20 protein-coding genes are annotated in these 18,156 nt (G+C 71.8%); 14 read left to right on the plus strand and 6 right to left on the minus strand.

The window, feature by feature from the left end; all coding sequences use genetic code 11:
* Positions 1–21 precede the first annotated feature (21 nt).
* On the plus strand, positions 22–969 hold the full coding sequence (gene nudC / locus IF00_RS0122505) for an NAD(+) diphosphatase (protein ID WP_030320763.1): 948 nt from the start codon (positions 22–24) through the stop codon (positions 967–969).
* An 89-nt stretch (positions 970–1,058) separates the two neighbouring features.
* Here nudC and IF00_RS0122510 read toward each other — a convergent pair whose 3' ends face one another.
* Positions 1,059–1,301, minus strand: a complete 243-nt coding sequence (locus tag IF00_RS0122510) for a mycoredoxin (protein WP_030320766.1) — start codon at positions 1,299–1,301, stop codon at positions 1,059–1,061.
* Between the two features lie 147 nt (positions 1,302–1,448).
* On the opposite strand from IF00_RS0122510, the gene IF00_RS0122515 reads away from it, so the two are divergent.
* The 5 genes from IF00_RS0122515 (at position 1,449) to IF00_RS0122535 (ending at position 5,325) form a co-directional block, all read left to right on the plus strand.
* Positions 1,449–3,626 (plus strand): ATP-dependent DNA helicase UvrD2, encoded by a 2,178-nt coding sequence (locus tag IF00_RS0122515; RefSeq protein WP_030320767.1) that lies wholly within the window; start codon positions 1,449–1,451, stop codon positions 3,624–3,626.
* Positions 3,627–3,799: 173 nt separating this feature from the next.
* Positions 3,800–4,153 carry a hypothetical protein gene (locus IF00_RS0122520; protein WP_030320769.1) on the plus strand — a complete coding sequence of 118 codons (354 nt, stop codon included), beginning with the start codon at positions 3,800–3,802 and terminating at the stop codon, positions 4,151–4,153.
* Between the two features lie 173 nt (positions 4,154–4,326).
* On the plus strand, positions 4,327–4,698 hold the full coding sequence (locus IF00_RS0122525) for a WhiB family transcriptional regulator (RefSeq protein WP_030320770.1): 372 nt from the start codon (positions 4,327–4,329) through the stop codon (positions 4,696–4,698).
* Positions 4,695–5,018: a hypothetical protein gene (locus IF00_RS0122530; protein ID WP_030320772.1), complete on the plus strand. Its 324-nt coding sequence runs from the start codon at positions 4,695–4,697 to the stop codon at positions 5,016–5,018. The genes IF00_RS0122525 and IF00_RS0122530 overlap by 4 nt, the downstream gene beginning before the upstream one ends.
* A 124-nt stretch (positions 5,019–5,142) precedes the next feature.
* Positions 5,143–5,325 (plus strand): hypothetical protein, encoded by a 183-nt coding sequence (locus tag IF00_RS0122535; protein ID WP_030320775.1) that lies wholly within the window; start codon positions 5,143–5,145, stop codon positions 5,323–5,325.
* A gap of 5 nt (positions 5,326–5,330) precedes the next feature.
* Here the strand turns inward: IF00_RS0122535 and IF00_RS0122540 are convergent, their stop codons facing one another.
* The gene (locus IF00_RS0122540; protein ID WP_030320776.1) at positions 5,331–6,680 is read right to left on the minus strand and encodes an ABC1 kinase family protein; all 1,350 of its coding nucleotides are present in this window, start codon (positions 6,678–6,680) and stop codon (positions 5,331–5,333) included.
* A gap of 68 nt (positions 6,681–6,748) precedes the next feature.
* Positions 6,749–7,879: a ThiF family adenylyltransferase gene (locus IF00_RS0122545; RefSeq protein ID WP_030320778.1), complete on the minus strand. Its 1,131-nt coding sequence runs from the start codon at positions 7,877–7,879 to the stop codon at positions 6,749–6,751.
* A 213-nt stretch (positions 7,880–8,092) separates the two neighbouring features.
* On the opposite strand from IF00_RS0122545, the gene IF00_RS0122550 reads away from it, so the two are divergent.
* The 4 genes from IF00_RS0122550 to IF00_RS0122565 all read left to right on the plus strand — a co-directional run bounded on the left by IF00_RS0122550 (position 8,093) and on the right by IF00_RS0122565 (position 11,947).
* On the plus strand, positions 8,093–8,668 hold the full coding sequence (locus tag IF00_RS0122550; protein ID WP_030320779.1) for a M48 metallopeptidase family protein: 576 nt from the start codon (positions 8,093–8,095) through the stop codon (positions 8,666–8,668).
* A 156-nt stretch (positions 8,669–8,824) separates the two neighbouring features.
* Positions 8,825–10,477, plus strand: a complete 1,653-nt coding sequence (locus IF00_RS0122555; RefSeq protein ID WP_030320782.1) for a TerD family protein — start codon at positions 8,825–8,827, stop codon at positions 10,475–10,477.
* Between the two features lie 14 nt (positions 10,478–10,491).
* Entirely contained in the window at positions 10,492–11,172 is a 681-nt protein-coding gene (locus tag IF00_RS0122560) for an AIM24 family protein (RefSeq protein ID WP_030320784.1), read from the plus strand.
* Between the two features lie 19 nt (positions 11,173–11,191).
* Positions 11,192–11,947 carry an AIM24 family protein gene (locus tag IF00_RS0122565; protein ID WP_030320786.1) on the plus strand — a complete coding sequence of 252 codons (756 nt, stop codon included), beginning with the start codon at positions 11,192–11,194 and terminating at the stop codon, positions 11,945–11,947.
* Between the two features lie 58 nt (positions 11,948–12,005).
* Here IF00_RS0122565 and IF00_RS0122570 read toward each other — a convergent pair whose 3' ends face one another.
* Both IF00_RS0122570 and IF00_RS0122575 read right to left on the minus strand, forming a co-directional pair.
* Positions 12,006–12,530 (minus strand): NUDIX hydrolase, encoded by a 525-nt coding sequence (locus IF00_RS0122570; RefSeq protein WP_030320788.1) that lies wholly within the window; start codon positions 12,528–12,530, stop codon positions 12,006–12,008.
* Positions 12,527–13,957, minus strand: coding sequence for a zinc-dependent metalloprotease (locus tag IF00_RS0122575; protein WP_030320792.1), 1,431 nt, complete (start codon positions 13,955–13,957; stop codon positions 12,527–12,529). Before IF00_RS0122575 ends, IF00_RS0122570 begins: the two co-directional genes overlap by 4 nt.
* Before the next feature lie 214 nt (positions 13,958–14,171).
* Here IF00_RS0122575 and IF00_RS0122580 point away from each other — a divergent pair, with 214 nt between their 5' ends.
* The 4 genes from IF00_RS0122580 to IF00_RS0122595 all read left to right on the plus strand — a co-directional run bounded on the left by IF00_RS0122580 (position 14,172) and on the right by IF00_RS0122595 (position 17,455).
* Positions 14,172–15,281 (plus strand): SDR family oxidoreductase, encoded by a 1,110-nt coding sequence (locus IF00_RS0122580; protein ID WP_030320793.1) that lies wholly within the window; start codon positions 14,172–14,174, stop codon positions 15,279–15,281.
* Between the two features lie 107 nt (positions 15,282–15,388).
* Positions 15,389–15,853 carry a molybdenum cofactor biosynthesis protein MoaE gene (locus IF00_RS0122585; protein ID WP_030320794.1) on the plus strand — a complete coding sequence of 155 codons (465 nt, stop codon included), beginning with the start codon at positions 15,389–15,391 and terminating at the stop codon, positions 15,851–15,853.
* A 312-nt stretch (positions 15,854–16,165) separates the two neighbouring features.
* Positions 16,166–16,300: a hypothetical protein gene (locus IF00_RS48075; RefSeq protein ID WP_374115399.1), complete on the plus strand. Its 135-nt coding sequence runs from the start codon at positions 16,166–16,168 to the stop codon at positions 16,298–16,300.
* Between the two features lie 66 nt (positions 16,301–16,366).
* Complete coding sequence (locus IF00_RS0122595; protein ID WP_030320795.1) at positions 16,367–17,455, plus strand: YlbL family protein; 1,089 nt, start codon at positions 16,367–16,369, stop codon at positions 17,453–17,455.
* A 68-nt stretch (positions 17,456–17,523) separates the two neighbouring features.
* Here the strand turns inward: IF00_RS0122595 and IF00_RS0122600 are convergent, their stop codons facing one another.
* Entirely contained in the window at positions 17,524–18,075 is a 552-nt protein-coding gene (locus IF00_RS0122600) for a PPA1309 family protein (protein WP_030320796.1), read from the minus strand.
* Positions 18,076–18,156 lie beyond the last annotated feature (81 nt).

The raw sequence follows: 18,156 nt of genomic DNA on the forward strand, positions 1-18,156 counted from the left end.
CCGGGGGAGTTGGAAGCACCTGTGAGCACCTTGAAGAACGCGTCAGCGGACCGCCCGATCTCGCTCACCGCTCCGAGCGGCATCGACCGCGCCGCGCACCACCGCCTCGACGAGGCGTGGCTGGCGGCGGCCTGGAGCCACCCCACCACGCGGGTCTTCGTGGTCTCCGGGGGCCAGGTGCTGATCGACGACACGGCGGACGGCAGGACCGAACTCGTCATGACCCCGGCGTTCGAGGCCCCGGTCACCGAGACGCACCGCTACTTCCTGGGCACGGACGCCGACGGCGTCTCCTACTTCGCGCTCCAGAAGGACTCGCTGCCTGGTCGCATGGACCAGTCCGCGCGGCCCGCCGGGCTCCGCGAGGCCGGACTGCTGCTGTCGGACCGGGACGCGGGTCTCATGGTGCACGCGGTGGCCCTGGAGAACTGGCAGCGCCTCCACCGTTTCTGCTCGCGCTGCGGCGAGCGCACCGTCATCGCCGCCGCCGGGCACATCCGCCGCTGCCAGGCGTGCGGTGCGGAGCACTACCCGCGGACCGACCCCGCGGTGATCATGCTGGTCACGGACGAGGAGGACCGGGCGCTGCTCGGCCGTCAGGTCCACTGGCCCGAGGGCCGCTTCTCGACCCTCGCCGGTTTCGTCGAGCCCGGCGAGTCCATCGAGGCGTCGGTGGTCCGCGAGGTCTTCGAGGAGGCCGGTGTCACGGTCGGCGAGGTCGAGTACGTCGCCAGCCAGCCCTGGCCGTTCCCGTCCAGCCTGATGCTGGGGTTCTTCGCCCGCGCGACCTCCTCGGAGATCACCGTGGACGGCGAGGAGATACACGAGGCCCGCTGGTTCTCCCGCGAGGACCTGGCCGCCGCCTTCGAGTCGGGCGAGGTGATCCCGCCGTACGGCATCTCGATCGCCTCGCGGCTGATCGAGCGCTGGTACGGCAAGCCGCTGCCGAAGCCCGGCGACGTGATCTGAGAGATACGACACGTTCCGCCCACGTGCGAGGAACCCCCGGCCGGTCCGTACCGGTCGGGGGTTCCTCGTGTGCTGGGGGGCCGGGTGGCTCAGACGCTGAGCGCCTGCTTCACCTGGGCGAGGCTCGGGTTCGTCAGGGTCGAGCCGTTCGGGAAGAGGACGGTCGGAACGGTCTGGTTTCCGCCGTTCGCCTTCTCGACGAAGGCCGCCGACTCGGGGTCCTGCTCGATGTTGATCTCCGTGTACGCGATGCCCTCGCGGTCCATCTGGCTCTTCAGCCGACGGCAGTAGCCGCACCACGTGGTGCTGTACATCGTCACAGTGCCCTGCATGGCGAGGCGCTCCTCTTGGTTCGCTGACGGGTGCCGAGAGGAAGAACGTACGCCTTGTCCCGGCCATTCCCGGAATTCGTATGACCGCGGACACCGCCTGTGGACAAGCCTCCGCGGCCGGCTCGGCGGACCTGGCAGCATTGGGGGGTGACAGCAGCAACGCACTCCACTCTCTTCCCGCAGGTCCCGGAGACGGCCGACGCGGTGCTCGACGGGCTCGACCCGGAGCAGCGCGAGGTCGCCCTGGCCCTGACCGGCCCGGTGTGCGTGCTGGCGGGCGCCGGCACGGGCAAGACACGGGCGATCACCCACCGCATCGCGTACGGGGTGCGGTCGGGCAGACTCCAGCCCGCCAGTGTGCTGGCCGTCACGTTCACCAACCGTGCCGCGGGCGAGATGCGCGGCCGGCTCCGGCAGCTCGGGGCGGGCGGCGTCCAGGCGCGCACGTTCCACTCCGCGGCCCTCCGTCAGCTTCAGTTCTTCTGGCCGAAAGCAGTCGGTGGCGATCTGCCCCGGCTCTTGGAGCGGAAGATCCAGCTGGTCGCCGACGCCGCGGCCCGCTGCCGGATCCGGCTCGACCGGAACGAACTGAGGGACGTCACCGGCGAGATCGAGTGGGCCAAGGTCACCCAGACCGTCCCCGCCGACTACCCGGCCATCGTCGCCAAGGCCCATCGGGACGCCCCCCGAGACCCGGCGGAAATCAGCCAGATCTACGCGATGTACGAGCAGCTGAAGCGCGACCGCTCGGTGATCGACTTCGAGGACGTGCTGCTGCTCACCGTCGGCATCCTCCAGGACCGGCACGACATCGCCGACCAGATCCGGAGCCAGTACCAGCACTTCGTGGTGGACGAGTACCAGGACGTCTCCCCGCTCCAGCAGCGGCTGCTCGACCTGTGGCTCGGCGACCGCGACAACCTGTGCGTCGTCGGCGACGCGAGTCAGACCATCTACTCCTTCACCGGCGCCACGCCCGACCACCTGCTGAACTTCCGCACCCGCCACCCCGGGGCCACGGTGGTCAAGCTGGTCCGCGACTACCGCTCCACCCCCCAGGTCGTCCACCTCGCCAACGGGCTGCTCAGCCAGGCCCGCGGCCGGGCCGCCGAGCACCGCCTCGAGCTGATCTCGCAGCGCGACCCCGGCCCCGATCCCGTCTACACGGAGTACGCGGACGAACCGACCGAGGCCGAGGGCACCGCCCGCCGCATCCGGGACCTCATCGCCGCCGGCGTCCCCGCCGGCGAGATCGCCGTCCTCTACCGGATCAACGCGCAGTCCGAGGTGTACGAGCAGGCCCTCGCCGACGCCGGGGTGCCCTACCAGCTGCGCGGCGCCGAGCGCTTCTTCGAGCGCCAGGAGGTACGCGAGGCGGGCATCGCCCTGCGCGGCGCGGCCCGCGCCGGGGGCAACGACTCCCTCCTCGACGACGCCGAGGACCTGCCCGCACAGGTCAGGGCCGTCCTCTCGACCAAGGGCTGGACCTCACAGCCGCCCTCGGGCTCCGGCGCCGTCCGCGACCGCTGGGAGTCCCTCGCCGCCCTCGTCCGGCTCGCCGAGGACTTCGCCCGTGCCAGGCCGGGGGCCACCCTCTCCGACCTGGTCGCCGAACTCGACGAGCGGGCCGCCGCGCAGCACGCGCCGACCGTGCAGGGCGTCACCCTCGCCTCGCTGCACTCCGCCAAGGGCCTCGAATGGGACGCCGTCTTCCTGGTCGGCCTCACCGAGGGCATGATGCCCATCACCTACGCCAAGACCGACGAGCAGGTCGAGGAGGAGCGGCGCCTGCTGTACGTCGGCGTCACCCGCGCCCGGCTCCACCTCACGCTGTCCTGGGCACTCTCCCGCTCCCCGGGCGGCCGGGCCTCCCGGCGCCCCAGCCGCTTCCTCAAGGGCCTGCGGCCCGGCTCCGGCTCCCTCGGCACCATCGCCTCGGGCGGGTCCGGCTCCTTCGAGCGGGGCGCCGCCGCCGGCCGCCGCAAGCCGCGCGGCCCCGTTCTCTGCCGGGTCTGCGGGGCGACCCTCACCGAGGCGGGCGCCATGAAGCTCATGCGCTGCGAGGACTGCCCCTCGGACATGGACGAGGCGCTGTACGAGCGGCTCCGCGACTGGCGCGCCGATCAGGCCAGGGAGCTCGGCCAGCCGGCGTATTGCGTGTTCACCGACAAGACGCTGATGGCCATCGCCGAGCGGGTCCCCGGCACCGGCGGGGAGCTCTCCTCGATCTCCGGCGTCGGTGCCCGCAAGCTCGACCGCTTCGGCGCCGACGTCCTGGCCATCTGCGCAGGTGAGGACGGCGGGGCGGGCCTCGACGACAGCTGAGTAAAACTCGTGGGAAAAATAGTTTGCGCCTGCCCCGTCAAGCCCCATAGGTTCTTAACCACGGAAACAGCGGCTTCTAAGAAGCCCTGCTTCTGTGCTGTACTTGTCCAAATAAACATGAGGGTCCGGCTCGCACCCGAGCCCTCCGAGACGCCGAGAGGAGGCGATTCCACGTGATCAGCAACGTCATTCAGACCAGCACCGCCAGCTTCATCAGCCGTGCCGGCTTCGTCAGCACCGCCAAAATGACCGATCGCTCCGTCGTCTCCGCCTGCTCGCTCGGCCTCTCCGCCTCGGCGTTCATTGGCACCGGTCTGCCCGTCTCCGGCCTTGCCGGCGCCGGTCTGCGACCTGCCGTGGAGCTTCGCAATGAGCGACCGACCAAGGCACTGGAAGCAGGAGCAGCAGGCAAGGCCAAGGCCTATGCCTTTGCGGCGACCGGTGCCGGCACCCAGCAGCAGACGACGACGCACGACCACAAGATGTGGGCCTTCCGTGGGCTCGAACCCTGGAGTGATCCAGTCTGATCCATGATCAGACCGGCGCCTTCAGGGCCGCGGAACCCCACCCGGGATCCGCGGCCCTTTTGTTTGTCCCCGAACGGGGACGACGACACGAGGACGCCTCGGGACAGACGCACCCCGGTACCAGCCGAAACCCCGGTCAACAGGCCGGAACGACCAGACGAGGAAAGACCACCGTGCAACTCGAAGCGCACGCCCCGTCCGTACCGCCTTCCGAATCGATCGCCCAGCCCGGCCGCCCCACGGAGGACCCCACTTTGACCCCCCTCAGCACGCTCACCGCGCTCGACGACGCCATCGAGAACCTCGGCGTCCCCGTCCCCTGTCGCGCCTACGACCCGGAGGTCTTCTTCGCGGAGTCCCCGGCCGACGTCGAGTACGCGAAGTCCCTCTGCCGGACCTGCCCGCTCGTGGCCGCCTGTCTCGCCGGCGCCCAGGAGCGGCGCGAGCCGTGGGGCGTCTGGGGCGGCGAGCTCTTCGTCCAGGGCGTGGTCGTCGCCCGCAAGCGGCCCCGTGGCCGTCCGCGCAAGAACCCGGTCGCGGCATGAGCGCCACCGGAACCATCGACCGCCCCCTCACGCACGATCCCCAGAAGCAGGCCCCGATGACCTCTTCCACCAGCGAGCCCGCCGGCTCCGCGACCCCAGTCTTCTTCCCCTCCGCCGCGCCCACCGCGCGTCAGAACAGGACCCGTGAAATGCAACTCGCCCCAGAAGCCCTGGCCCGTGCCCATATGCGCGAGCGCCACCGCGAGGCCGACGCGGAACGCCAGGCCGTGCGCCTGGTCGCCGCCCGACGCATGCAGCGCCGCGCCGAGCGCGTCTCGCTGCGCGCCCGCCGCGCGCTGGCCATGGCCGTCATGCACTGACGAACGCCATGCACTGAACCCACCCGCGCCCCCAGTGGCGCCCCCGCGGGGGCCGGTCCGAACGGACCGGCCCCCGCGGTGCGTTGTCGGGTCCGCGGCGCTTCGTCGGGTTATCGTCACCAGGGTGAACGACGCCCGTACCCCCGAGGAGTCCCTCGTCTGCGCGCGCTGCGGCAAGACGGCCGACACCCTGCCGCTGACCTGGACCTGCTCGGTGGAGAACGGCCGGCGCAGCTACTTCTGCGAGGACTGCGCCCGCGCCAACATCCGTGCGATCGAAGGCCGCCTCGACTCCTCCTGGTGGTGACCCCGTCAGTCCGAGGCGGCCGGCACGAAGCCCGGCAGCCACTCCTCCAGCTCGGTCCGCAGGCGCACCGTCGCGTTCAGCTGGCACAGCACCCCGATGGTGCTCAGCGTCACCCGGTGTATCAGCAGGTACGAGGGAGGCAGGTTGAGCTGCTTGCCCAACTGGTGGGCGGGGGAGCGCGGATCGGCGATGCGGGCCGCCTGGGTGCGCATCCAGCCCCGGGTGAAGAGGAAGGACTCCGCCTCGGCCGGTTCGATGATCGGCAGCAGGTACTCCAGGACCGCGTCGGGGTCGAGCGCCACGGACTTCTTGACGAAGCCGTCCGCCCGCAGCAGCTCGTAGACGGTCTCGGCCTCACCCTCCAGGGTCATCCGCAGACAGGTGCCGATCGTCTCCGGCAGCCCGCCCGGCAGCCTGTCCACCGTGCCGAAGTCGAGCACCCCGAGCCGCCAGTTCTCCGGGCCCTCGTCCTCGTCGGCGCCCGGAAGCAGCCGGAAGTTCCCCGGGTGCGGATCGGCGTGCAGCAGACCGGTGCGCGCGGGCCCCGAGAAGAGGAAGCGGGCCAGGAGCTGGCCCGCCCGGTCCCGCTGCTCCTCCGTACCGTCCGCGATCACCTCCGCGAGCGGGATGCCGTCCATCCACTCGGTCACCAGGACCTGGTCCGCCAGGTGCACCACCGCCGGCACCCGTACGTCGGGGTCGTCCGCGAACTCCTCCGCGTGCTTCTGCTGGGCCGCCGCCTCCAGGGCGTAGTCCAGCTCCTCCGAGACCCGGTCCCTCATCTCGGTGATCAGCGGCTTGATGTCCATCCCCGGAATCAGCGGGCCGAGCAGCCGGGCGAACCGGCTCAGCTGCGTCAGGTCCGAGAGCAGTGCCTCCCCCGCGCCCGGGTACTGCACCTTCACCGCGACCTCGCGCCCGTCGTGCCACACGGCCCGGTGCACCTGCCCGATCGAGGCGGCCGCCGCCGGCTTGTCCTCGAACTCCAGGAAAAGATCCCGCCACTCCGTGCCCAGCCGCTCCTCGAGGACGGCGTGCACGGTGCGCGTCGGCATCGGCGGCGCCGCGTCCTGAAGCTTCGTCAGGGCCGCCCGGTAGGGCCCGGCCACCTCCTCGGGAAGGGCCGACTCGAAGACGGACAGCGCCTGCCCGAACTTCATGGCCCCGCCCTTGAGCTCACCGAGCACCTTGAACAGCTGCTCGGCCGTGCGCTGCTGGAGCTCGCGGGCGACGATCTCCGCCGATCTCCCGCCGATCCGCTTGCCCAGGCCCCATGTGGCCCGGCCCGCGAAGCCGAGTGGCAACGCGGCCAACTTGGCGGTCCGGGTGACCGCCTTCCGGGGTAGATCAGACATACGCCCCTCCAAAACCCAGACTGCCGTGCCGCGCAAAGCGGTTATCCCTGCCGTGCCGCGCAGGGCCGTTACCCCGCCATTGTGTCCTGCGTGCCTCCGGCTGCCGAGGCACACTCCCCCTCTCCGCCGCGCGCCGCTCCACAGGGACAGGCCGGATGGGGTCTCAGCCGCTCCGCCCGCCACTCCGACAGCGGGAGCGACGTCTCCCAGCGGGTGCCCGTGCTCGACGGGAGATCCCCGTCGAGGAAGGCGAGCGCGTGCGCGGCGGCAAGACCCGCCACCGCCGTCGCGAGACCCAGGTCGCAGGCGGGCAGGGGATGCCGGGCGCCGGAGCGCCACTGGGCCAGGAGCCGGGGCCAGTCCGACTCCCGGTCCGTCCGCTCCTCCTGAAGACACCGCGCGCACGCCGTGCCACCCGGCAGGACGAGCGGCCCGACGACTCCCGTGGCCTCCAGGACTCCGGCGTACAGATGCGGGGTTCCCGTGGTGACCCACCGCTGTGCCGGAAGCGGATCGGGGACGTACGCGCCGAGACCGTCCCGCGGTGTCACCACCACGAGTGACAGCCCGACGCCGCCGGAGCCCTCACCCGGGCCGCGTGATCTCCGCCACCGGCCGACCAGCCGGCGGGCCGCCGTCGCCCGGCGCTCGCCGACCGCCTCGGCAGGCAGTCCGCCGGGGGCCGTCTCCCAGGGCTCGACCCGGCCCGAGTCGACGACCTCGACCCCGCCCACGCCCGCCGCCGCGAGCAGCGCCGCCACCATCGCCCCCACCCGCCCCGCGCCCCGGACCTGGACGCGCACGGCCCGCCGGGCCGCCAGGGTCCGTACCGCAAGCTCCGGCTCGGGGTGGACGACGGAGAGGGAGGCGAGGTCGGCGCGGAGCGGGTCGAGGGCGGTGTCCACCGCTCCGGCCGCCGGCCCGGCCTTCCCCGGCCGCCCGGTCGAGGCGTCGGCGAGCAGTCCCGCCGACTCGAGCCGCCCGAGCAGCGCGTCGAGGCGTCCGTGCGGCAGGCCGAGGGTCCTCGCCTCGGACCGGAGCAGCTCGGTGCCGCGGGTGCCGTCGAGCAGCCCGAGCAGGGTCCCCGTCCCCTGGTCGACCGGATCGAGCACCACCGCGTGCGCGGGGGTGACCCCGAACTGCACGCTGCGAAGACTCCGCCACGCGCGCCGCAGCGCCGGTTTCACCATCGGATGCATTTCCCCCGCCCCGCATTCATGATCGACAGCTTCATGATCGACAACGGCCTTTCGCCGCCCGATCCGAGAATGCCCCGCCGCCGTGATGGGCGCCGAAAGTTGTCCACAGGCGAGGCGATTAGTCATTCGAATCGTGTGGGGTGTGAGCGGATCGTTGCCGAAACCACTTCGGAGGCGGGACTTCCCCCGCTGACAGCGGGTAACGTCGGGGCCGTGCCCGCCGACCCACAGCGCAGCGTGACCGACGAGCCGCACCGCGGTGCGGGGACGAGTGCGGTCGAGGTCCGCAGAAGCGCGCGACGGAGCAGAACCGTCTCGGCCTACCGCGAGGGCGACCGGACCGTCGTGCTCATCCCGGCCCGGATGTCCGAGGCCGAGGAGCGCCGCTGGGTCCGCGTGATGCTGGACAAACTCGCCGCCCAGGAGAGCCGCAGCGTCCTCGGCGACCGCGAGCTGACCGAGCGGTCGCTGCGGCTGTCCGAGCAGTACTTCGGCGGCAGGGCCCGCCCCAGCTCCGTGCGCTGGGTCACCAACCAGAACACCCGCTGGGGCTCCTGCACCCCCTCCGAGGGCAGCATCCGGCTCTCCCACCGGCTCCAGGGCATGCCCGAATACGTCGTCGACTACGTCCTCCTGCACGAGCTGGCCCATCTGCTCGTCCCCGGGCACGGCCCCGGGTTCTGGCGGCTCCTGGAGGCGTATCCCCGCACCGAGCGGGCCCGCGGCTATCTGGAGGGCGTCGTCGCCGCCGAACGCCTCCCGCACCTCCCGGGCACTCGCGAGGAGTGACCCCGTCCGCTTGCGGGGAGTGACTCCGGGGGCACGTGCGCGTGACCGGGGTTTCCCGATTCCGTACCGAAAGCGACCTGCGCTGTCTCAATGTCGCACTCAGCGGCTAGCCTGGCGCGAGCATTCGCCATTCGGGATGGGGGACGGTCGTTACGCATGGCCAGGGAATTCCAACGCGGCCACAAGGCCAAGATCAGTGATCTCACCGCGGGTACCGATCTGTACATCGGTGTGCAGATCGCGGCGCCCGGACTGACCTTCGACATCAGCTGTTTCGGACTCGACGCGGACGAGCGGCTCTCCGACGACCGTTACTTCGTCTTCTTCAACCAGCCGAAGACGCCCGAGGAGTCCGTGCAGCTGCTCGGGGCGCAGTCCGGAGACACCGAGTCCTTCCGCGTGACTCTCGACCGCATCCCCGCCAACATCCACAAGCTGTCGTTCACCGCGACCATCGACGGCGCCGGCCAGATGTCGCAGGTCGGCCCCGGTCACCTGCGGATCGTGGCGGGCGGCGAAGAGGTCGCCCGGTACGCCTTCACCGGCGCGGAGTTCACCACCGAGCGCGCGGTGATGCTCGGCGACTTCTACCTCAAGGACGTGTGGCGGTTCGCCGCCGTCGGCCAGGGCTTCGACGGAGGCCTCGACGCGCTCCTGCGGAACTTCGGCGGCGAGGTCGCCGAAGAGGAGCCCGCAGCCCAGCAGCAGGCCGCGCCCGGCTTCGCCCCGCCGCCGCAGGCGACGGCGCCCCCGGCGTTCGGCGCCCCCGCGGCTCCGGCGCCCGCACCCGCCTTCGGCGCGCCTCCGGCGCCCGCACCGGCGCCCGCGTTCGGCGCGCCGCCGGCTCCGCCCGCGCCCGTGCCGCCGGTGCACACGGCCCCGACCATGGTGGCGCCGATGGCTCCCGCCCCGGTCCCGCCGCCCGCCCCGGCTCCCGCCCCGTACGGGCAGCAGCCGCCCGCCTACGGCCAGGTCCCGGGACAGCCTCCGGGCCAGTACCCCGGCCAGGTGCCGCCGCAGGCGCCCGGCCAGTACCCCGGTCAGCCGCCGCAGGCGCCCGGCTACGGCCAGGCCGCCCCCGCCCCGTACGGTCAGCAGCCGTCGTACGGTCAGCAGCCCGGCGTCCCGCAGGGTGTCCCGGCCACCGGAGCGGGCCTCGCCGCCGCGCTCGCGCCGTACAAGGAGACCGCCACCGGCGCCCGCTGGACACCGCAGAACCAGCAGCTCATGCGGGTCGACCTGGCCATGGGCGGCATGCCCGTGCTCGCCCGGCAGGGCTCCATGGTCATGTACCAGGGCAAGGTCGACTTCTCCCACAAGGGCGCCGGCTTCACCGGCCGGATCGTCGGCAACGCCACCGGCCAGGAGATGCAGCTGATGCGCTGCACCGGCCGCGGCCAGCTCTTCCTCGCCGAGGAGGGTGCCCACCTGCACCCGATCGAGCTCCAGGGCGACGGCATCTGCGTCTCCGCGGAGAACGTCCTCGCGTTCGACGAGTCCCTGCAGTACGAGGTGCGGCGCATCGAAGGCCACGGCATCCCCGGCGGCGCCCTCTTCACCATGCAGTTCCAGGGCACCGGCACCGTCGTCGTGAAGACCCACGGCGTGCCCGTGGTGCTGCCCGTCACGCCGACCACCTTCGCCGACTGCAACGCCGTCGTGGCGTGGTCGTCCGCGTCCCAGGTCATCCTCTCCAGCCAGGTGCGGCTCCGCCGCAACGCCTACCCCGGCCACAGCGGAGAGACCGTGAACCTCCAGTTCCGGGGAGCCCCCGGCAACTTCATCGTCGTCCAGCCCTACGAGGTCTGAGGGAGCCCGAAGTCATGAACCAGCAATTCGCGGGCTACGCCCCGACCCCCGTCGCGGCCCGGATGGAGAACCACGGCCGCGCCATGCTCCAGGTGGCCATGGCCTCCGGCCAGGACCTCTACGCCCGGACCGGCTCGATGGTGTCCTACGAGGGCTACATCACCTACGAGCCCAACCCGCCCGCCGCCCGCCAGGTCGCCCAGCAGTGGGTCACCGGCGAGGGCGCGCCCATCATGAAGTGCTCCGGCGACGGACTGCTCTACCTCGCCGACTACGGCGCCGACGTCGTCGTGATCAACCTCCAGAACGACTCGATCTCGGTCAACGGCACCAACCTGCTCGCCTTCGACGCGCACCTCCAGTGGGGCGTCGAGCGGGTCAAGGGGCTGGCGAAGTTCGCCGGCCAGGGCCTGTTCAACGTCGAGATCGCCGGCACCGGCTGGGTCGCCCTGACCTCGCGCGGCACCCCGATCGTCGTCGACTGCGGACGCGGCGACGACGAGACGTACGTCGACCCCGACGCGCTCGTCGCCTGGTCGCCGTCGCTCAAGGTCAAGGGCAAGCGCAGCTTCAAGGCGTCCTCCCTCATCGGGCGGGGCAGCGGCGAGGCATTCCAGATGGCCTTCTCGGGCCAGGGCATCGTCGTCGTACAGCCGAGCGAGGACAGCACCGACCGCCTGCGGGTCCGGGGCTGAGGGGGAGCGAGAACACACCATGCAGAGCCCGCTTTTCAACCACGCCGAACAGCAGAGCCAGGAGCGGTACGTCATCCAGAACCCGCAGCTCCTGCGGGTCACCCTCACCGGGCAGGACGACATCCTGGCCCGCAAGGGCGCCATGGTCGCGTACCAGGGACTCGTCGACTTCGACGGCGAGTACAAGACCCCCAGCCAGCGCCGGGCCCAGGCCCGCACCGGTGAGGGCCTCGACCTCATGCGCTGCTCCGGCCAGGGCACGGTCTACTTCGCCAACCTCGCCCAGTACGTCCACATCGTGGACGTCGAGCAGGAGGGCCTGACCGTCGACAGCGCCTACGTCCTGGCGCTCGACTCGACCCTCCACACCGAGGTCATCGCCGTCGACAGCCAGTACGGCGTCTCCGGCACCGGCAAGTACCAGCTCAACATCTCCGGCCGCGGCCGGGTCGCCCTGATGACCTCGGGGCAGCCGCTGATGATGCAGGTCACGCCCGAGAAGTACGTGAGCGTCGACGCGGACGCCATCGTCGCCTGGTCCACCGGGCTGCGCGTCCAGATGCAGGCGCAGACGCACAGCTCCAGCGTCCGCACCCGCCGCGGCAACACCGGCGAGGGCTGGGAACTCAGCTTCCTCGGCCAGGGCTTCGCGCTCGTCCAGCCCAGCGAGGTCATGCCCCCGCAGAACGCGGCCATCGGGCAGGGCATCGCCGCCCAGTTCGGCGCCGGACAGCACGGCTCCCACGCCCAGAACCAGAACAACGCCTGGAACTAGGCACCGGACGGACGTGAGGGGCGGTCGGCATGCCGACCGCCCCTCACGCGCGCGTGCCCTACGGAAGCCGCGCCAGCGTGCTCTCCAGGAGACGGACCACCGACGTGTCCGCCACGCCCGCCACCTCCTCGTACGTGAACCAGCGCAGGTCCAGCGACTCCTCGCTGATCTGCTCCACCGCACCGGCCGGGGCCAGCGCCGCGTACTGCACGTCCAGGTGCCAGTGGCAGGGCGCCGGGATCGGATGCCGGTCCAGCCGCACCGGGCCGCCCGGCAGCAGGGTCAGTCCCGTGATCCCGGACTCCTCGGTCGCCTCCCGCAGCGCGGCCGCCTCGACCGTCGCGTCACCCGCCTCGCAGTGACCGCCCATCTGCAGCCACATGCCCAGCTTCTTGTGCAGGGTCAGAAGCACCCGCCCGCGCGCCGCGTCGACCACCAGCGCGCTGGAGGTCAGATGCCCGGCCCCGCAGGGCTTGTACATGCCGTCCGGATGCGCGTCCAGGTGCGCCAGATACAGGTCGCGCAGCTCCGGCTGGTCCTCGTACCCCTTGAGCACGAGGACCGCGTCGTCGTGCAGAGTCACTCCTTGCCGTCCCCGTCTTCCGGGGCGTCGCCCTTGGCCGCCTCGCCGAGCATCTTGTCGATCTCGGAGAAGTCGAGGTGCTCGCGGTGCACGAAGCCGTCCGGGTCGTCCAGGTCGGTCGCCGTCGGCAGCATGTCCGGGTGCTCCCACAGACCGTCACGGCCGTCGACCCCGCGCGCGTCCGTCAGCGACGCCCACAGGCGCGCCGCGTCCCGCAGCCGCCGCGGCCGCAGCTCGAGACCGATCAGCGTGGCGAAGGTCTGCTCGGCGGGACCGCCCGAGGCCCGGCGCCGGCGCAGCGTCTCGCGCAGCGCGTCCGCCGACGTGAGGCGCGACTTGGCGGCCTCGTGGACCACCGCGTCCACCCAGCCCTCGACCAGGGCCAGCGCCGTCTCCAGACGGGCCAGGGCCGCCTTCTGCGCCGGCGTGTCCTCCGGCTGGAACATGCCCTGCTGGAGGGCCTCCTGAAGCTGCTCCGGGTGCGTCGGGTCGAGCTGGCCCACCGCCTCCTCCAGCTTCGAGGTGTCGACCTTGATTCCCCGCGCGTACCCCTCGACCGCGCCGAACAGATGCGCCCGCAGCCACGGCACGTGGGCGAAGAGACGCTGGTGCGCGGCCTCGCGCAGCGCCAGGTAGAGCCGCACCTCGTCGGAGGGCACGCCCAGGTCCTTGCCGAAGGCCTCGACGTTCAGCGGCAGCAGCGCGGCCCGGCCCGCCGGCCCGAGCGGCAGACCGACGTCGGTCGAGCCGACGACCTCACCGGCGAGCGCGCCGACGGCCTGGCCGATCTGCTGGCCGAACATGGCGCCGCCCATGGAGCGCATCATGCCGATCAGCGGGCCCGCCATGGCCTGCATCTCCTCCGGCAGGACGTCGCCCATCGCCGAGCCGACCCGCTCGGCGACCGGGTCCACGAGCTGCTGCCACGCCGGCAGCGTCGCCTCGACCCACTCCGCACGGCTCCACGCCACGGCCGTGCTCGCGCCCGAGGGCAGCGAGGTCACGCCGTCCAGCCACAGGTCGGCGAGGCGCACGGCCTCCTCGACCGCGGCCTTCTCCGCCGGACCCACGCTGGCGTCCTTGGTGCCGTCGGCGGTTCCCTGGGCCACCACCTGGCGCGCGATCTGCTTGGCCATGTCCCAGTTCACGGGACCGCCCTCGTAGCTCAGCATCTGGCCGAGCTGCTGGAAGGCCGCACCGAGATCGTTGGGGTTCAGTGAGCCGAACATCGCCGCGAACGGATTGTCCGCCCCGCCCGGCCCGCCCATGCCGGGCAGCCCGCCGAAGCCGAACGGGTTCGCCCCGAACGGGTTGCCGCCCTGGCCGCCGGACCCCTGGCCACCTCCGGCGGGGTCCTTCTTCTTGCCCTCGTCGCCGTTCTCCGGCTCCTCCGGCGGAAGGCCGAATCCGAATGGGGTGTCACTCACAGGTTTCCTCGGCTCGTAGGGCCGCCGGCCTCCTGCCGACGGCGACTGCCCGACCAGGGCCTGTCCAGACAGGCCCCGCACACCACCAGCGTAGACATCCGGGCCGGAAATGGGCTCGGTGCTCCGCCGGGCCGTGCCCTGCGGCAGGATGGACGCCACCTGGTCCGTACGCGTCATCCGTGTACGTACTGAAGACAACCGCTGGAGACGCCCGGTGAGTTCCCCAGATCCACAGGTTCGCGGAGCGCGAAACCTCTCAACCCGGTCCGCCGCGCGCGGCCCCGTCGTCGCGGTCACCGGTGCCGCTTCCGGCGTCGGTGACCTGCTGACGAGGCGCCTCGCCGCGTCCGACGAGATCAAGAAGGTCGTCGCCATCGACGAGCGCCGGGGCGAGGTCGCCGAGGCGCAGTGGCACATCCTCGACGTGCGCGACCCGGCCATCGCGGAGAAGCTGCGCGGCGCGGACGTCGTCGTGCACCTCGCCGTCGATCTCGACCTGGAGACCGACCCGGCCGCCCGGACGGCCTACAACGTGCGCGGCACTCAGACCGTGCTGACCGCCGCGGCCGCCGCCGGGGTCCACCGGGTGGTGCTGTGCACCTCCACGATGGTCTACGGCGCGCTGGCCGACAACGACATCCCGCTCTCCGAGGACGCCGAGCTCAGGGCCACGGCCGAGGCCACCGGCGTGGGCGACATGCTGGAGATCGAGCGCCTCGGCCGCCGGGCCCCGCGCGCGCACCCCGGCCTCAACGTCACCGTGGTCCGCCCGGCCGTCCTCGTCGGCGGTACGGACACGGCGCTGACCCGCTACTTCGAGTCGCCCCGGCTGCTCGTCGTCGCAGGCTCCCGGCCCACCTGGCAGTTCTGCCATGTGGAGGACCTGGTCAGCGCCCTGGAGTACGCGGCCCTTGAGAAGGTCGAAGGCGAGTTCGCGGTCGGCTGCGAGGGCTGGCTGGAGCAGGAGGAGGTCGAGGAGCTCTCCGGGATCCGGCGCATGGAGCTGCCCTCCGCCGTCGCCCTCGGTGCCGCGGCCCGGCTCCACCGGATCGGGCTCACCCCGTCCCCGGCGGGCGACCTCGCGTACACGATGCACCCGTGGGTGGTCAGTGTCGGACGCCTGCACGACGCCGGCTGGCGGCCGAAGTGGACGAACGAGGAGGTCCTCGCCGCGCTCCTGGAGGAGGTCGAGGGCCGTCACACGGTCGCCGGCCGCCGGCTGGGCCGCAAGGACGCCACGGCGGCGGGCGCGGCCGGTGCGACGGTGGCCCTGCTCGGTACGGCGGCGCTCGTCCGGCAGATGCGGAAGCGGCGGGGGATCTGACCGGGGAGGACGGGTCCGGCGGCCTGTAGGACCCTCCTACGGAGGCCGCCGACGACCGGTCGAAACCGCTATTCCGGGATCCCGCGCGCGTACGGCACGATGGACGCATGGCACCGACGTCGTTTGACCACCCCGGCGAGCAGGCCGCCGCCGATCCGATCAAGCTCCTCGCGATCCGGGAGACCCCGCTCTCCCTCGACGAGGTCTTCCGGGCGGTCGGGGACGACGCCTCCGGCGGCACGACGCTCTTCGTGGGCACCGTGCGCAATCACGACGGCGGTGCCGACGTCGACGGTCTGGGCTACTCGTGCCACCCCACCGCCGAGGCGGAGCTGCGCCGGGTCGCGGAGAAGGTCGTCGCCGACTACCCGGTCCGCGCGCTGGCGGCCGTGCACCGCGTGGGCGACCTGGCCGTGGGCGACATCGCGGTGATCGTGGCCGTCTCCTGCCCGCACCGCGGTGAGGCCTTCGAGGCCTCCCGCAAGCTCATCGACGACCTCAAGCACGAGGTCCCCATCTGGAAGCACCAGACCTTCTCGGACGGCACCGAGGAGTGGGTCGGCGCTTGCTGAGACCCGTCACCCCTGGTGTGGGGGTCCCCCCGGCCGGAGGCTGGGGGAGGGTCGGCGCTTGCTGAGACCCGTCACCCCTACGTGTCGCGGCGGCAAGGCGACGCGCCGACAGGGCGTAGCCGAACGCCCGATTTGCGTAACCGCCCCCCAGGCGCGAGCGTTGGTCTCACAGATGAGACAGTCTGCTGATCAACTCACTGGGGATGGGAGGTCGGGATGGCAGCGCTGGCCTGGTTGCTGATTCCGCTTTTCGCAGTCGTCGGCGCGGCGATATGGGGAAGCTGGGCTTCGAGGAACAAGACGATAGGTGACGTGGCCGAACTCGCCGGCTACGCGCGCTTCCGGGACGCGATGGAACGCGCCCACACCACGACCCCCGATTCCGCTCGTGCCGAGCGCGAACCGGCCGCCGCCGCGGGCGGTGCCGCCACCTCGCCGTCGAGCTGACGCCGGCCCGCCTCGTACGGACCGCCCCAGGGGTGCACCCACAGGCGAGTCCCGTACTGTCGTTCCATGCCACGCCGCACCGCGACGATGCTCGCCTCCACCCTGGTCCTGATCTGTCTGCTCATCGCGGGCGTCCTGATCCCGGTGCCGTACGCGGAGATGAGCCCGGGCCCCACGGTCAACACCCTCGGCGAGGCCCGGGGAGAGCCCGTTCTGCACATCGAGGGACGCAAGACGTACCCGACCGACGGGCACCTCAACATGACGACGGTCCGCGTCACGAGCGCGGACTACAAGATGAACGCCGTCGAGGCGGTCTACGGCTGGCTGGCCCACGACAACGTGGTGGTGCCGCACGACACGCTCTACCCGGACGGCAAGACCGAGGAGCAGTCGAGCCAGGAGAACGCCGAGGAGTTCAGCCAGTCCCAGGAGAGCGCCAAGGTGGCCGCCCTCAAGGAGCTGAACATCCCGGTCGTCTCGCGTGTCGTCGTCGGCACCGTGATCAAGGGCTCGCCCTCCGAGGGCAAGCTGCACGCCGGTGACGTGATCAAGGCCGTCGACGGGGTGGCGATCACCGCGCAGGCCGATGTCGCCAAGCAGGTCGTGAAGCGGAAGCCCGGCCAGGACGTCGAGTTCACGATCGTCCCCGCCAAGGAGGCGGCCGCCGCCGAGAAGGCCCGCAAGGAGCCCACGGTCACCCAGAAGGTGGTCATCACGACCACCACCTCCGAGGAGGGCGACCGGGCCGTCGTCGGCATCCAGGCCGGCACCGACCACGTCTTCCCGTTCACGATCGACATCAATCTGGCCGATGTCGGCGGTCCCAGCGCCGGGCTGATGTTCGCGCTGGGCATCGTCGACAAGCTCACCCCCGAGAGCCTCACCGGCGGCCGCTTCGTCGCCGGCACCGGCACCATCGACGACGAGGGCAAGGTCGGCCCGATCGGCGGTATCGAGATGAAGCTGGTCGGCGCGCGCAACGCCGGCGCCCAGTACTTCCTCACCCCGGCCGACAACTGCGAGAACGCCGCGAGGGACACACCCGACGGGCTCACCCTCGTCAAGGTGGACACCATCGACGACGCCACGAAGTCCCTGGAGAAGCTCCGCGCCGGCGACACGAAGTCCCTGCCGAGCTGCTCGAAGAGCTGAGTCCGCGTCCGTACGTGGGAAGGGGCGCCCGGTCACCGACCGGGCGCCCCTTCCGCTTCGTGCGGAGGTCAGCTCTCGAAGGTCGCCGCCAGCGCCTCGGCGAGGCCCGGCACCAGGTCGGGGCCGGTCAGGACCTCGGTCGCGGTGTCCTTCTCGCGGAGCCGGATCGCCGCCTCGCGGGCACCGCCGCGGAGCACGGCCACGGTCATCCGTACCTCCTGGCGGTCCGGGTGGGCGGCCACCCACTTGGCGAGCTGCTTCTCGTTGAGGCCCTGCGGGACCTGGGCCTCCGCCGACGGGGGCAGCATGAGCCGTTCCACCGTCATGGCGCAGCCGGCCACGCCCGCGGGCCAGGCGATGGTGCCGAGGAATTCGTCGAGGGGCTTCCCGCGCGGCAGCTTGTCCTGCTCGATCGGGGTGTAGGCGGTGGCATCGTCACCCAGGCCCAGCTGGGAGGCGAGCGCGGGTTCCTTGGCGCGCAGCCGTGCGGTGTCGACCAGGGCGAACAGGCGGGCCGGCTGGTCCCAGCCGAGGCCCGCCGCGTACTCGTCGATCTCGAGCACCGCGCGGGTGAGGGGGCTCGCGGCCATTGCCGGGCCGGAGGGGGAAACGTTGGACATGACCAACATCCTGCCTCCTCTTCCCCTGAACACGGGAACTAGGTAAAGCCTCAGTAAGTTGCACCATTGGGCTCTACGATC

The organism is Streptomyces flavochromogenes (genome assembly GCF_000717595.1).
In the GTDB taxonomy this organism is placed as follows: domain Bacteria; phylum Actinomycetota; class Actinomycetes; order Streptomycetales; family Streptomycetaceae; genus Streptomyces; species Streptomyces flavochromogenes.

Bases quoted from the DNA above. Each gene is read 5' to 3' on its own strand.
- IF00_RS0122560 (WP_030320784.1), top strand. From the start codon at position 10,492: ATGAACCAGCAATTCGCGGGCTACGCCCCGACCCCCGTCGCGGCCCGG.
- IF00_RS0122555 (WP_030320782.1), top strand. From the start codon at position 8,825: ATGGCCAGGGAATTCCAACGCGGCCACAAGGCCAAGATCAGTGATCTC.
- IF00_RS0122595 (WP_030320795.1), top strand. From the start codon at position 16,367: ATGCCACGCCGCACCGCGACGATGCTCGCCTCCACCCTGGTCCTGATC.
- IF00_RS0122510 (WP_030320766.1), bottom strand. From the start codon at position 1,301: ATGCAGGGCACTGTGACGATGTACAGCACCACGTGGTGCGGCTACTGC.
- IF00_RS0122565 (WP_030320786.1), top strand. From the start codon at position 11,192: ATGCAGAGCCCGCTTTTCAACCACGCCGAACAGCAGAGCCAGGAGCGG.
- IF00_RS0122540 (WP_030320776.1), bottom strand. From the start codon at position 6,680: ATGTCTGATCTACCCCGGAAGGCGGTCACCCGGACCGCCAAGTTGGCC.
- IF00_RS0122545 (WP_030320778.1), bottom strand. From the start codon at position 7,879: ATGCATCCGATGGTGAAACCGGCGCTGCGGCGCGCGTGGCGGAGTCTT.
- IF00_RS0122530 (WP_030320772.1), top strand. From the start codon at position 4,695: ATGAGCGCCACCGGAACCATCGACCGCCCCCTCACGCACGATCCCCAG.
- IF00_RS0122585 (WP_030320794.1), top strand. From the start codon at position 15,389: ATGGCACCGACGTCGTTTGACCACCCCGGCGAGCAGGCCGCCGCCGAT.
- IF00_RS0122600 (WP_030320796.1), bottom strand. From the start codon at position 18,075: ATGTCCAACGTTTCCCCCTCCGGCCCGGCAATGGCCGCGAGCCCCCTC.